Below are 14,030 nucleotides of genomic sequence, written 5' to 3'. Positions count from 1 at the left end.
AAGGCGAAGGGCGCAAGGCTAAAGGCAGTCGTGAATCTGGTTTTTTCGTCTTTTGCCCTTCGCCCTTTGCCTTATTTAATAATGCAATAAAGAATGGACTTCATAATTCCCCAGATTTTTTCTCCCTTCCAGAAAATCCAGCTCCACTACAAATGCACATGCCTCTACCTTTGCGCCCAGTTGCTCAACTAATTCGCAGCTTGCTTTTGCCGTGCCGCCGGTAGCCAGCAGGTCGTCAATTAATAAGACATGATCGTTTGCATCAAATGCATCGATATGCGCTTCCAGTGTGGCCGAGCCGTATTCAAGGTCATACGATACGCTTTGCACATCGTAAGGCAGTTTTCCCGGTTTCCTCAATGGTACAAATGGAAGCCCTAATTCCCAGGCGACCAAAGAGCCGAAGATAAAGCCGCGCGCTTCCATACCGGCAACTACGGTCATATTTCTGCCTAAAAAAGGTTGTAGTAATTGGTGGACGGCAAGCCGCAACGTGGCGGGATCTTTAATCAGTGGTGTAATATCCTTGAAGATAATGCCGGGTTTTGGAAAGTCAGGGATGTCGCGGATTTTATCTCTTAATCTGTTCATTATTTTGTATTATTTTAATATGTAGGTATTGCAGGTTAGGTAAAACGGTTTTGTCGATTGTTGTTTTATTTTAGCATTAAAAACATAGCAGAATAATTGGAACCGCTGTTTTAGTTTTAATCTATAAAGGCCTCGCAAAGTCGATAGTTTTTAAATAGCTCGTCCGGCCTCAGCGTTCTGAAATATCAGATTGATTGTTTTATACTTGACTCAGCTTCGGGGCCTGGCAGCCTTATTAATGTAAGAAAGGGACATTTAATTTAATGATGAATATCAGTCAGTTTATCCGTTTCATAACCGTTGATCCGGTAAACTTAAGCCTTAAGGGCAAGATTCTGTCTGTTGTTTCCAGTTTTAGTGCCATTTTAATTATGGCGTTGGTCACGCAGAAATTAAGTATTGGCGCTGCTTATCCGATAATCGTCGCTTCCATGGGCGCTTCTGCGGTTATTTTATTTGTTATTCCTAACAGCCCGTTAGCGCAGCCTTGGTCATTTTTTGGCGGACAGTTGATATCAGCTATTATCGGTGTTGCTTGTGCCCAGTGGTTTACCGATATTGCTTTGGCATCGGCATGTGCCGTTGGGGGCAGCATTTTTGCCATGCTGTTGCTGCGTTGTCTGCATCCTCCCGGTGCTGCGACCGCAATTACGCCTATTTTGGCCAGTGATCCTTTTAATTCTGTGGGTTATGGTTTTGTGCTGATGCCGGTGGGTTTAAATGTACTGGTCATGCTGGCTATGGCAATAGTCATTAATCGCTGGTTGTTACGACATGACTATCCAATAGTTTCCGGTAATAAAAATACCGCGGTTAAACCTGCTCAGCAAACCGGTATTTCGGATCAGGATTTGAAGCAGGCGCTGGAAAACATGGATATGTTCATGGATGTTTCGGCAGGAGATCTGCGCAAACTGCTTACCGATGCAGAGGCGCGAAGCTTTAAACGCTTTAAAGGCAATGTCACCTGCGCGGATATTATGGTCAGAGATGTACCGGTTGTTGAATACGGGACAGAAGTTGAAGAAGCCTGGAAAATCATGCATAAGCAAAAACTCAAAGCCATGCCGGTTATTGATAGAGCCAGACGGGTGATTGGCATTATTACCTGGAATGATTTTTTTAAATTTATTAATCTGAGTGCTTATGAAAGTTTTCAGGACAGGTTTCGGGCATTTATACGGCGTACGCCGAATGTATCAACCGATAAACCGGAATCAGTCGGTCATATGATGACTACTTCGGTTAATGTGCTGCCTGAAAGTGCGCATATCGCCGATCTTATTTCATTGATGTCGACTCAAGGCTACCGGCAGATTCCGATAGTGAACAGAGAAAATCGCCTGGTGGGCATGGTTTATCAGGCTAATTTAATTGCCGCACTTTATGATGAACAATTGTCCTCAGTTGTCAGTCAATTGTAGGTACCTGATTAAGCCTTTGGCAGAAAGTTGAGTACAATATCCAGCGCGCGCCAAGGCAATTTATTGGGCTTCATGGTCTCTTTATTTTGATTATTAGAATTTCCCTGTTGTTGATGTTGGCTTCATTGCCGGTATTTTTATTGGTGGAGCTGTTATTGTGGTTAGCCATACCCGGTTTGCCGAGCGCGATAATTATGTTGGGAACGGCAATGCTGTTAAGCGCGTTTGCTGTGTTAATAATCGCCGGATTATTGGGTATTTTTAAAATAATCGCCCGTACTGTTTTGGATTATTTTTCGGCTAAACAACGTGCGCAGCGGCGGTTATGGTTTGTTCAGGCCCGACAAGACCAAGTTAAGCGTTTGTTTTATTTTAAAGCAATGCAAATAAGATATTTTAATGAGCTGAACAGAAAACGCCTGTTAACGCTTAATAATCGCAAGCACATTCAGTCTCTGTCCAGATCGATCGATAAAGACCTGCTGTCGATTAAAACAAAACTACCGGAAATCGCTTATCTGCAATTACAACAAGATAATGCCCGCTATCGAAACCGGCAGGACATTGAGGCGTTGTTAACATTGCAGCAAAAAATTTCCACTATTGTTTAGCGCATGACTATTTTAAAAAGCTGGGTTTTTAATATGATTAACCTGTTCCATTCGGTCAAGGATGAAAACCTGAAATGGCAGCAGGCTAATCAGGACAGTCAGGCAAAGCTCAAGCATGCCGGCGTCCTGGCCGAAAAAGCCCTGGAAGCCGAATTAAAAAAGAAAAGCGTACAGCTGGAGCATGATATTAGTCTGCTGAAGACTAAACACAACGCTGAATTGTCGATGTTTAAAACCAAGTGCAAACAGGACGTTAAAGACTATAAACAGTATCTGGCCGCGCTGGATCAACTTAAATCTTCAATACAGGCCAGTTATACCCATCTGCCCGAGGCAGTCGCCTTCACCATTCATCATCATGCAAAATATTTGCTGAATAAAATGTGGGAAGCGGAAGATTTTGAACAGAAAATGCAGCACGAGATGCAGTTGATCCGATTTATGACGACCGTACATGAAGATGCGCGCCTGCATCTGGAAGGTGCGACCACGGACAGTTTGCCGGAAAGAACGTTGAATTTGATTCAGCAAAAATTCCTGTAGGAGCGGCTTTAGCCGCGATTGTCGCGGCTAAAGCCGCTCCTACAGGGAAAAACTCATTAACCCAACTTAGCCTTCAAGAAATCAATAATCTCCGCAAACGGAATTTCCTCGTTTGCCTCAGCCGTTCTGGCCTTGTATTCAACCGTGCCTGAATCCAGGCCGCGATCGCCTACCACGATGCAATGCGGGATGCCGATCAGTTCCATATCCGAAAACATAAAACCGGCGCGTACTTTCCTGTCATCGAATAACACATCGATTCCGGCCGCCAGCAAATCCTGGTACAACTGTTCGGAAGCTACTTTCAGACGCTCGGATTTGTGCATGTTCATCGGGCAGAGCGCGACCTGGAAAGGTGCAAGATTGGCCGACCAGATAATGCCTTTGTCGTCATGGCTCTGCTCGATAGCGGCTGCAACAACGCGGGAGATGCCGATACCGTAACAACCCATGGTCATGATCTGGTTTTTGCCGCCTTCGTTGATGACGCCGGCTTTCATAGCCTCGCTGTATTTGGTGCCGAGCTGGAAAATATGGCCGACTTCAATGCCGCGAGCCAGAGTGATTTGACCTTTGCCGTCAGGACTGGGATCGCCTTCAACCACCATGCGCAGGTCTGCAATATGGTCAGGAACCGGCAAGTCGCGTTTCCAGTTGACGCCCTTATAATGCTTGCCGTCCTGATTTGCGCCGCAAACGAAATCGGACATCAAAGTTACGCTGCGGTCGGCAATGATCTTGATGTTCAAGCCGATCGGGCCGATAGAGCCGGGTTTGCAGTTGCAGACGCTACCCACTTGCTCATCGCTGGCAAATTCAAGCGGCGAGGCGATACCGTCAATTTTTATCGCCTTGATCTCATTAAGGTTATGGTCGCCTCTTAACAGCAGCGCAACCAGCGTGTCTTCTTCGCCTTTAACGATCAGAGTCTTCAGGCATTGCGTGGCTGGGATATTCAAAAAACCGCAAACTTCTTCGATACTGTGCTGGTTGGGCGTATCAATCAGCGTCAACTCTTCCGTTGCCGAGCCACGGGAGCCTGCAGGCATCACTGCTTCAGCTTTTTCGACATTGGCCGCATATTCGCTGTCGGTTGAGAACGCAATCGCATCTTCGCCGGAATCGGCCAACACATGAAACTCATGCGATACCGCACCGCCGATAGAACCGGAGTCGGCTATGACCGCGCGAAATTTTAATCCCAAGTGGTTAAAAATATTGGTATATGCCTGATACATCGCATCGTAGGTAACCTGTAACGATTCATGGTCCAAATGAAAGGAGTAGGCGTCTTTCATGATGAACTCGCGCGAACGCATCACGCCGAAACGGGGACGGATCTCATCGCGGAACTTGGATTGAATTTGGTAATAGGTGATAGGCAGCTGTTTGTAGCTTTTGATTTCGTTGCGCGCCAAGTCGGTAATAATTTCTTCGTGAGTCGGCCCCAGGCAAAAATCGCGGTCATGACGGTCTTTTAACCGCGCCAGTTCCGGGCCGTATTGTTCCCAGCGCCCGGTTTCCTGCCACAGTTCGGCCGGTTGCAGACCGGGCATTAACACTTCCAGCGCGCCGGTTTTTTCCATTTCTTCGCGAGTGATTTTCTCGACCTTGCGCATGACCCGAAGTCCCAAAGGCAACCAAGTGTAAAGACCTGCGGCCAGTTTGCGGATCAGGCCTGCGCGGATCATCAGTTGATGGCTGGCAATTTCGGCATCAGCCGGTGTTTCTTTAACGGTATTGAGCGGGAATTGAGTAGTACGCATTATGATTTAAGGAGCTGGACAATAAAAACGGCTATTTTACAGATTTAATGCCGGTTTAGTCATCCCGTTATCGTAATCAATTCAGATTACTGGAGTTAATTCCAAGACTCTACCGACGAACGCGGTCTTTAACGTACCCTTGTTGTCATAATCTGACGCGACGGTGACAACTGAGTTTTCGAAATTTATAGGGATACGTAATAGATTATGGCCGCTTTAATTCCTTTGTTGCGTACATGGCTATATCGGCATGATGCAACAGCGTTTTAGCGTCGGTTCCATGGTTTGGGTAAATGCTTATTCCAGCGCTTACGCCAATTTCGATATCGTAATCGTCAATATGGTAAACGTTACCTATTGTAGCGATAATAGGGTTAAGTAGTTTTTCGACCATTTCCTGATCGGCAATATTCTCAAGCAGTATGACGAATTCGTCGCCGCCCAGGCGGGTGACAGTGTCGGTTTCTCGGACGCTTCGAGTGAGTCTGTCCGCAACTTTCTGCAATAGTTTATCTCCGATCTTATGTCCGAAAAGATCGTTAACCGGTTTGAATTTATCTAAATCCATAAATAACACGGCAAATTGGGTATTGTTGCGCGTCGCCAGTTTAATTGCCTGCTCAAGCCGGTCATTGAACAGCACCCGATTAGCCAATCCGGTCAAAGGGTCATGATGAGCAATATGACGCAGATGCTCTTCTTCCGCCTTGCGTTCGGAGATATCTGACAGGATGGCGACATAATGCGTGAGTTGGTTGTCGGCATTTTTTATCTGGTTAATGCTGATTCTCATCGGTATTAAGGCACCGTTTTTCGTACGATCCATAATATCGCCTTGCCATTGGCCGCTTTTATTGAGCGACTCCCACAGTCGTTTATGTTCTTCGTCGGTGGTATAACCCGATTGTAAGATTGACGGAGGCTGACCCAATAATTCGCTTTCATTGTATCCGGTCATAGCGCAAAGCGCTTGATTGACCGAAACAATATGCGTTGATGAATCCGTAATCAAAATTCCATCGCTGCTGCCGGCAAAAACCGTTGCCGCCAACTTTAATTGCTGCTCCGCTTTTTTGCGTTCGCTCAGGTCCATCACATAGGCAATGCCTTGTTCCTGATTGCCGACCAGCATCGCTGCGCCAATATAGATCGGTACCCAGTGTCCCTGTTTATGGATCAAAGCTTTTTCGAAAGGCTCGCATCGGCCCTGTGTTAAAAGCTCATTAATGGCTTGTTGATCGCGCTGCTGAAATTCAATCGGTGTAATATCCCGCCAGTTGACGACACCGGTCGAAAAATCCGACCGGTTATAGCCGATCATGGTTAAAAATAGATCGTTCGCTTCCTCGATCATGCCGTCCATCCGCCAGGAAATAATACCGATCGTATTCGATTCCTTGAGCCTGCGAAACCGTGATTCGCTGATGATCAGTTCCTGTTCCGATTTGGTGATCCCTTTGATGATCTGGCGGCTCACCCATAGCCCGATACCGGTAAAGCTAATCAGTACCAGCACGGTAACGCGCCATGTCGTTTGCTTAACCCATCTTGCCCCTTCACTGAGCACCAATGAAAAAGCGATTTTCCAGTTGATGAAGTTCATCATTGAGATGCTGCAAGCGTTCTCTCAATTTGATCATTTTTCCGGTATTTGGGTTTGCGGCATTGATTTCAGTTCGAATTTGCCCGCTTACCTGCTTCAATTCGTCGATTGTTTGATCGGCAGATTGCCAGATAAAGATAGCATCGCGCATATAGGAAATGCGCTGGAAGGTTAAAAAGAAGCCGATCATGGAATCGATATCGTCCGGGTGGTTTTGTCCCTGCAGAAAGCCTTTTCCTGCTTGTTCGTAGTCCGGCGGAGATTCCAGTAATGCCAAGCGGGCATTTTTATCGCCACTGATGACCTTTAGAGCGTCCAGATAAGCGTTGTAATCGGTTTCCGAATGATTATAGGAATAACTGCCCAGATAAAATACGGCATCCTTCTGCGCTTTGGCCCACAAGCCTTCGCCCCTGACATAGGAGCGAACGCCGTCGAAAATGTTGCCATACCAAAAAATCATTCCGCCCAGCAATACCGAAATCAGTACGAACAGGGAGATAATAAAAACAACTTTTCCGCCGGTGGAAAATATGGGCAGTCTTGGTTTGTGTTTTTTATTAGTTACCATAGGTTTCTGGAGGCGGTGTATCGTGTCTAACGTCTTGGTACATAATCCTGTTGTTCATGAAGGGTATCCTTAATTTGGTGTAAACAGGATTTAAATTAACGCCTCGGCTCCTGTCTTCGAGCTGAATGGTAAACCGGTTCAGTGCTGCTTTCCAGTCTTGTAGCCCTTTAAGCCGGAATAAGCCTGTTAGAGCGCAGGCAAAAACAGGCGCTTTGGGCGCTCTGCGCTGTACTTCATACCGTGACCGGCTCTAAAATGAATGTTGTAGCGTGTCCGCCAGGCAGAACCGATCTTATTTGTAACTCCGATATGAAAGTAAACCCATTGATTCAAAACCTATCCGCCGAGCATTTATTGCAGCATATGCCGGTGTCCACATTCGTATTAAATGCCAAGCATCAGGTGGTGATATGGAACAAGGCCTGCGAGCTATTGACCGGCCTGAAAGCCGGGGAGATGATCGGCACCGATCAGCATTGGCGCGGCTTTTATACCGAAAAACGCCCGTGTCTGGCGGACTTGCTGCTCGATAGCACCCTCGGTGAAGTGTCCAGTCTTTATGAGCATGCCAGCGCCTTTACGTCCTACAGCGACATTTGTCATACCGAAAACTGGTGCCTGATGCCGGACGGCAGTCGGCTTTATCTGGTTATCGATGCCGGAACCATCAGCAATGAGCAGGGCGAGGTGGTGGCAATCGTCGAAACCCAGCGCGACCGCACCGAGCAAAGACTGACGATGCAGGCGCTGAGCGAAAGCGAGCAACGTATTTCCTCGATCCTCGGTTCGGCGATGGACGCCATCGTGACCGTCGACCAGCAACACCGCATCACGCTGTTTAATGCGGCGGCAGCCAGAATCTTTCGTTGCGCCGCCGACTTTGCGATCGGTCAGCCGGTCGAGCTGTTTATCGCGCCGCATTGCAGCAAACTGTTCATGCAATTCATCGCTTTCGATAACGCTAGCGCCAAAACCCAGGCCTGGGCGCCGGAAGGCCTTAGCGCCCGGCGCGCCGACGGCGAGGAATTCCCGATCGAAGCTACCTTTTCGCCGCTGGAAGCCCACGACCAAAAACTCTATACCATCATCCTGCGCGATGTGAACGACCGCCGCCTCGCCGAACAGAAACTGGACCGGCTGCAACAGGAAAAAGGCTACTTGCAGGAAGTACTCAACGACGATCACAATCCCGGCGATTTTGTCAGCGGCTCCAAGCTGATGCGGACGGTCATGGAACAAGTGCGGATGGTGGCGCGCACCGATACGCCGGTATTGCTGCTGGGCGAAACCGGCACCGGTAAGGAATTGCTGGCGCGCGCCATCCACGAGTTCAGCGATCGTAGCACTGCGATTATGGTTAAAGTCAATTGCGCGGCGCTGCCCGCCGAACTGATCGAGAGCGAATTGTTCGGCCATGAAAAAGGCGCATTCACCGGCGCGACCCAGCAGCGCAAAGGCCGCTTCGAACTGGCCGACGGCGGCAGCCTGTTTTTGGACGAACTCGGCGAACTGTCCCTGTCGGCGCAGTCCAAGCTGTTGCGGGTGTTGCAGGAGCAGGAATTCGAACGGGTAGGGGGCAGCGAAACCATCCGGGTCGATGTGCGGGTGATTGCGGCAACCAATCGCAATTTGGCCGAGGAGGTCAGTTTGGGGCGGTTCCGTTCCGACCTGTATTACCGGCTGAATGTGTTTCCGATCGAGGTGCCGGCGTTGCGGCAACGAGTGGCCGATATTCCGTTGCTGGCGCGATTTTTCCTGACTAAATACGCCAAAAAATTCGGCAAGCGCTTTGATGATATTGATCCTGCCGGACTGGACCATTTACGGCAATACTCGTGGCCCGGCAACGTCCGTGAATTGCAGAACGTCATCGAACGGGCGGTGATTCTGTCCCAGAGTTCGTTGTTGGACATCGCGCCATTGCAGCCCAGTCGCGCCCATCCGGAAGCGGCTACCGACAAGTTGCGGACCCTGGAAGCTGTGGAGCGCGAACATATAATACGCACCCTTGAAGCAACCAATTGGCAGATTTCCGGTGCCAAGGGCGCGGCGGCGATATTGGGCATGAATCCGAATACCTTGCGATCCAGGATGTTGAAGTTGGGGATTTCCAGGGCAGGCTGAAGATGTGTTGAATGACAATAGCGGGAATTGATCCAGCGCAGCCATTCAGCCCAATCTACGGCCCTTTACGGAGGAGTTGATCTTCATTACTGTCATGGCCAGAATCTATATATGATCGGTATTTAAGTCGATGATCAATTTTTCGTGCATTTGCCAAATTTATTATTTTCTGCTTTTGCTGTTCTGTTGCATCGCTCCACTGGATAATTTCATCAATGCTGCGAAAGCAACCAAGACAGACATTTTCATCATTTAGGCAGCAGTTCCTCACACATGGCGAGATAATATTTATCAAGGAAGAATCTCTTTGTAGTTTCCTCATTCCCACGCGCTGCATGGGAATGCAGTATCGGCGCGCTACGCCGCTAGCCACGACCAACGTCTTGCGTATACGGGACGCAGCGCGTGGGAATGGGAGAATGCTCACTAAATTTTCACATTCAATCCGGCTTGCTTAAGAATCGCATTAGCGGTCGGCTTGGATTTGATCGTAAATGGAACGCTAAAGTTTTTCCGGTTAACCGGACTTTGCCAAATCTCATGACTGCCTTTTCCCTGTCGAATAAAAACACAGCCGGCGGCGCGCAGAATGATAACTAACTCAGGGTAAAGCGTTGATGTCATCATCCCGTTAATCGGCTGAACGATTTTTCATGAGAAAAGCGCAATCGAATGCTGTCTGAATCCAGGTCTACATGATTAAGTTCGGCAAGTTCAGGGGCGATTGCTCCGGCGCGTTCAGTCAGTTCGTCATAGCTGGCGGCCTCGGTCACTAAACCCAGTTCATCGCATTCAGCAGTCCAAACACCATCACAAACAGATACATCGATTACAAAAATAGTAGCCATAAAACCTCCAGCATTATTAACGATGCAATTTTAGGTTATTTGGGTAAAGTTTGACACCTCAATTCCGGCATTATGCTTTGCCCAGTCGCCCATATTGGCAATGCGGGATTGGTCTCTCGGAATTTCATGGCATAAATGCCGCATTCAAGAAAAGGAATATGTCAGGTTTTTGCGATAGTTCCCAAGCTCCTGCTTCGGAGTTCGGTTCTGGAAGCTCTAGCTTCCCGTGTCGCGAAGCTAGAGCTTCGCTTACTGGGTTCCCAAGCCGAAGCTTGGGAACCAGCGCTATACATCAACACTCCAAGTTTGGCACTCACCTATCAAGAACTCTTTCGCTCTCATAACCAGGAGGTAGCGGTTTGAAATAGTCCTTTTCACCCGGTTTTGATTTGAAATGAAATTCTCTCAGCGCCTCAATGTCGATATCGGTTGTAAGTACACACGAGTTATTACCACCCTTAACATATAGCATAGTTTTACTTTCGGTATTTGTTGGTCTGAGGATACAAGAGCCGCCATATTGAGAGGTGTTTGATTGGACTACGTAACAGTGAAGATCCCTAACAGCAGATTCCAAGATATGTTGGTAGTAATTTGTGTCTTTGTTCCAAACACAAGCAATAAGTATATCGATATCTGACTTGAAAACTGTACGGTGCTTTATGTCGGAAAGCTCAAAGCAGTTATAACTTGCAAAACATACTCCATTCCAATAAATCTTGTGATAGCTATGAGATTTAAGCTGTTGATTAGCCGGAGTTAATCGAAAAGATTGCAGCATCTCTAACTCCGCTGGGGCATAATGATTTTTAAGTCTAGCTGTCATCACGCAAGATTTGTATTTGCCAGAAACCTTGAAAGGCAATGCTTCAATCAACAGGTTATACGCTTTACCATTCACCACCCAGTGTTCAAGTCCAAAGACTAGTCCGATTTGGTGTCTTCTTGCATGGGCGATCATAAATGGCAACCAACTAACGGGGATCACAACCTCTGGCATTACAAGCAGGTCTGATTTTTCACGAACAGCATCATTTAGAACCTGATACAGGTGAGCTTGTCTCTCAAGAGACACGTTTGGCTTTGAATCTTTTCTAAGAGCAGCTTCAATGTCCTTTTCTTTTACCTTCAAATTAGCTAGTGCTATTCGCAAAATTGATTTCTTAATTTTGCTGCCAGCAGTTAGTGTCGAAATGGTTATGGACGTATCATTTTGCACAGGCGATTCAACATATTCAACTGGAAATTTATCCCAGTAGTTTAGAGACTTATAGTATTCGATAGATGAACGTTGCCACTCATCCAACGATTTCTCCTTGGTTAGTTCTGTATTTAGTGAGAAAACTTGCCATTCGTCGAAGTGAATAAATCTTGGGCTAAGGCCAACTTTTTTCTCATTAAGTTTGGCCGATTCATATGATCTAAAAGATACCTCATCTGTCAGATCGCCAGAATAATCAGTGTAGTTGGCTAGCGGCCAAGCAACCAGATTGTGTCTGATCAAATTTGAATGGCGAAAATCCCGCACAAATCGATTAAGATCTTCGTGGTATGAAAAAAGCTGTAATCCTTCTAACCCATCAACACTTGGCCATCTATCCATTGATATATCAAGGAGGCCGGTGATGCCTAGTTCGGCATACTCTTTCTGGGTAATACGTTCAAAAGGCGTTATATCTAACAAACCGATGCAGATACTCAACGAGAGCTTATTATACAGCTCTAAGTCCTGATGAACTTTTGCAGTAATCACTTGATCTATTTTTGTGGACGAAGGATCTAAAAATTCTGTTTTAGAAATTTCTGCGTTAATAGACGCATAGAACTCGACGACGAATTTAGGGCGATTTAATATTACAGCGTACTGGTAAACCTTTTCCCATAGGCGACTAAAATTTAAAGCATTTACACCACGGAAGAATACTTTTAATTGGGGTAAAACAATGTCTCTCTTGTTGAGTTTGCAAAGTCTATGGGCAGTGATATGCGAAGATAGATAGCGGGCCAGCTCAGTTTCATTCTCCGCTAGCCCTACAATGCTACGTAGTTTATTAGCAGAGCCATCATAAAGAACATCATAGGCGAATTGATCTAGTTCTTTATCAAAATCATCGCTTGGCAGGAATTTAAACGCACTACTTCGCTCTTCAATCTCTTTCTTAAACACCTCTAAACCAGCCCGACTGTGGTGCTTATCGAAAAACTGAAGTATCAATTTCTCTGGTTGAATCGGTAGCTTATTCTGCCCAACATCTATTTCATAAACCTTTTTAGACTCAGAGTAATGTAGTTGTCCGGCTAGATAATTGTCGATAAAGGTTTCAATTGGCTTTTTAGAATCAATTTTAGGACGCTTGAACACCATTAGCATGTCATCCACATAACGTCCATAATATGCTGGCCTTACTAAGTCGGATATATTTTTGTCAAATTCAGACAGATACCAATTTGACAATATTGAGGACGACGCAAACCCGATTGGTAATCCAGATTTATCGCAGCAATCTGGATGTGATACTAACAGACTGGGATATGTTATGTTTTTGTAAGCGTTAAATATGGATTTAAGTAGTTTGGTAAGGACACTCCCCAATAATCTAAGGTTGTCGTTATCATCAAAATAATCATTAATACAGTTTTGGATTTCTTCAAAATTGACTTCAATGTGATAGTAATAAGATTTGAGGTCAATAGACAGCAAGGCGACATCATTCCCGTCTTCGGACAGTCCAGTAGCACAATTAATCGCTTGATCGCGCCATGCACTGTATTGATCGATATAGAGTTTGAATATTTCTCCAGAACCGTAGTTAACTTGCTCTCCCTTTCTATTTTGTAAAAACTGCTTCGCAGTTTGATGCAGTCTATTGCCATAACAGTCTTGAGTTAGTTTTTCTTCTAATGCAGGCCCTACTACCGTACACCAGAGTACGTCTAAAATGTGAAGTTCAACAGGCGCGTCAATGAAATAATTGATTTTCTGGCTTTCATATTTTTGAGATACCGAAACATTGCTCAGAAAGAAACCATTTTTAGATTCGGCTTTGTTGTACTTATTCTGTCTCCTCTCTTCTGGCCTGACGATAGACTTAGGAAGCAAACGGAAATTGATAAGTTCGATCCATTTTTTAAAACTTGGATGATGGAAAGGATCGTCACTGTTTAGTACTTGTTGGAGAGCATTGATCCTATCATCAAAATCGCCACACTCAAATGCTGCAACACGATTCTTCAGAAAAAGATTCAGATTTTCGTGATAGGTATAGCTCTTAAGAAGCAGGTATGCCTGTTGTATTATCTCTTTACTTAATTCCATCATTGAGCTTCCTATAATTCATACTACGGCTACCCGTCCATAATCAGTCTATCAAATGAAGCCCGGTAGGGTACGCTACACATACCTTAAAAGCCTAACATATCATATCACGGTCTTAAATATCCGGTTTGCCGTGCTCAAATCAATCTCATCTACTATGCGGTACGCGTATCGTACCCATTTTTTAATTTACATTTCGGTGTTCCGCTTATGTTCTCAGCGGTTCCTTCTTCTTCACTGTGGTAGCGGAACGACGCGCTCCGATTCTTTGTACGGATACCTCCCGAGCTTTCTTACGGACTGCCATTCATGAATGCCGCCAACGCTGGTCGTTTCGAATTGATGCGATGATTTTGCCGAGCAATCATTTTCATGCCATCTTGACTCTGCCGGAAGGCGATTCCCGCTATTCGGCACGTCGGGAATGGATCAAAAAGGAATTCACCAAGGCGTATCCGGCCGCCGACGGCAACGAAGGCTTCCCCCGTTTAAGGCAAGGATAAGCCGTTCGTGGTTAGCTTGTCGAACCATGACCGGCTACCGTCCATCCCATTCGACAAGCTCATGGCAGGCTTCGACAATGCCTTTAATCCCGAATGTAGTCGAAGGGGCAGGGAGAACGGTTAAGCCTAC

13 protein-coding genes are annotated in these 14,030 nt (G+C 46.2%); 5 read left to right on the top strand and 8 right to left on the bottom strand.

Annotation, left to right across the window (positions count from 1 at the left end; translation table 11 throughout):
- Positions 1-75: 75 nt before the first annotated feature.
- The gene (locus tag Q8L79_RS02345; protein ID WP_305267679.1) at positions 76-591 is read right to left on the bottom strand and encodes an adenine phosphoribosyltransferase; all 516 of its coding nucleotides are present in this window, start codon (positions 589-591) and stop codon (positions 76-78) included.
- 263 nt (positions 592-854) lie between these two features.
- Between Q8L79_RS02345 and Q8L79_RS02340 the strand changes: the two genes are divergently transcribed.
- From Q8L79_RS02340 to Q8L79_RS02330, 3 genes are all read left to right on the top strand, one after another.
- Positions 855-2,015 carry an HPP family protein gene (locus tag Q8L79_RS02340; RefSeq protein WP_305267677.1) on the top strand — a complete coding sequence of 387 codons (1,161 nt, stop codon included), beginning with the start codon at positions 855-857 and terminating at the stop codon, positions 2,013-2,015.
- 86 nt (positions 2,016-2,101) lie between these two features.
- The gene (locus Q8L79_RS02335) at positions 2,102-2,626 is read left to right on the top strand and encodes a hypothetical protein (RefSeq protein ID WP_305267676.1); all 525 of its coding nucleotides are present in this window, start codon (positions 2,102-2,104) and stop codon (positions 2,624-2,626) included.
- 3 nt (positions 2,627-2,629) lie between these two features.
- The gene (locus Q8L79_RS02330) at positions 2,630-3,169 is read left to right on the top strand and encodes a hypothetical protein (RefSeq protein ID WP_305267675.1); all 540 of its coding nucleotides are present in this window, start codon (positions 2,630-2,632) and stop codon (positions 3,167-3,169) included.
- Between the two features lie 56 nt (positions 3,170-3,225).
- On the opposite strand, the gene Q8L79_RS02325 is transcribed toward Q8L79_RS02330, so the two are convergent.
- The 3 genes from Q8L79_RS02325 to Q8L79_RS02315 all read right to left on the bottom strand — a co-directional run bounded on the left by Q8L79_RS02325 (position 3,226) and on the right by Q8L79_RS02315 (position 7,109).
- Entirely contained in the window at positions 3,226-4,935 is a 1,710-nt protein-coding gene (locus tag Q8L79_RS02325) for a proline--tRNA ligase (RefSeq protein ID WP_305267674.1), read from the bottom strand.
- Between the two features lie 205 nt (positions 4,936-5,140).
- Positions 5,141-6,541, bottom strand: a complete 1,401-nt coding sequence (locus Q8L79_RS02320; protein WP_305267673.1) for a bifunctional diguanylate cyclase/phosphodiesterase — start codon at positions 6,539-6,541, stop codon at positions 5,141-5,143.
- Positions 6,492-7,109, bottom strand: coding sequence for a hypothetical protein (locus Q8L79_RS02315; protein ID WP_305267672.1), 618 nt, complete (start codon positions 7,107-7,109; stop codon positions 6,492-6,494). Before Q8L79_RS02315 ends, Q8L79_RS02320 begins: the two co-directional genes overlap by 50 nt.
- Before the next feature lie 309 nt (positions 7,110-7,418).
- On the opposite strand from Q8L79_RS02315, the gene Q8L79_RS02310 reads away from it, so the two are divergent.
- The gene (locus Q8L79_RS02310; RefSeq protein WP_305267670.1) at positions 7,419-9,233 is read left to right on the top strand and encodes a sigma 54-interacting transcriptional regulator; all 1,815 of its coding nucleotides are present in this window, start codon (positions 7,419-7,421) and stop codon (positions 9,231-9,233) included.
- 55 nt (positions 9,234-9,288) lie between these two features.
- On the opposite strand, the gene Q8L79_RS02305 is transcribed toward Q8L79_RS02310, so the two are convergent.
- The 4 genes from Q8L79_RS02305 to Q8L79_RS02290 all read right to left on the bottom strand — a co-directional run bounded on the left by Q8L79_RS02305 (position 9,289) and on the right by Q8L79_RS02290 (position 13,400).
- Positions 9,289-9,555 carry a DUF1289 domain-containing protein gene (locus Q8L79_RS02305; RefSeq protein ID WP_305267769.1) on the bottom strand — a complete coding sequence of 89 codons (267 nt, stop codon included), beginning with the start codon at positions 9,553-9,555 and terminating at the stop codon, positions 9,289-9,291.
- Between the two features lie 104 nt (positions 9,556-9,659).
- Positions 9,660-9,860 carry a type II toxin-antitoxin system HicA family toxin gene (locus Q8L79_RS02300; protein WP_305267669.1) on the bottom strand — a complete coding sequence of 67 codons (201 nt, stop codon included), beginning with the start codon at positions 9,858-9,860 and terminating at the stop codon, positions 9,660-9,662.
- The gene (locus tag Q8L79_RS02295; RefSeq protein WP_305267668.1) at positions 9,857-10,081 is read right to left on the bottom strand and encodes a DUF1902 domain-containing protein; all 225 of its coding nucleotides are present in this window, start codon (positions 10,079-10,081) and stop codon (positions 9,857-9,859) included. The genes Q8L79_RS02300 and Q8L79_RS02295 overlap by 4 nt, the downstream gene beginning before the upstream one ends.
- A 313-nt stretch (positions 10,082-10,394) precedes the next feature.
- Positions 10,395-13,400 (bottom strand): hypothetical protein, encoded by a 3,006-nt coding sequence (locus Q8L79_RS02290; RefSeq protein ID WP_305267667.1) that lies wholly within the window; start codon positions 13,398-13,400, stop codon positions 10,395-10,397.
- 344 nt (positions 13,401-13,744) lie between these two features.
- On the opposite strand from Q8L79_RS02290, the gene Q8L79_RS02285 reads away from it, so the two are divergent.
- Positions 13,745-13,900, top strand: coding sequence for a hypothetical protein (locus Q8L79_RS02285; RefSeq protein WP_305267666.1), 156 nt, complete (start codon positions 13,745-13,747; stop codon positions 13,898-13,900).
- Positions 13,901-14,030 lie beyond the last annotated feature (130 nt).

This window comes from Methylobacter sp. (genome assembly GCF_030680395.1).
In the GTDB taxonomy this organism is placed as follows: domain Bacteria; phylum Pseudomonadota; class Gammaproteobacteria; order Methylococcales; family Methylomonadaceae; genus Methylobacter_A.
This window is presented reverse-complemented; position numbering and strand designations above follow the sequence as displayed.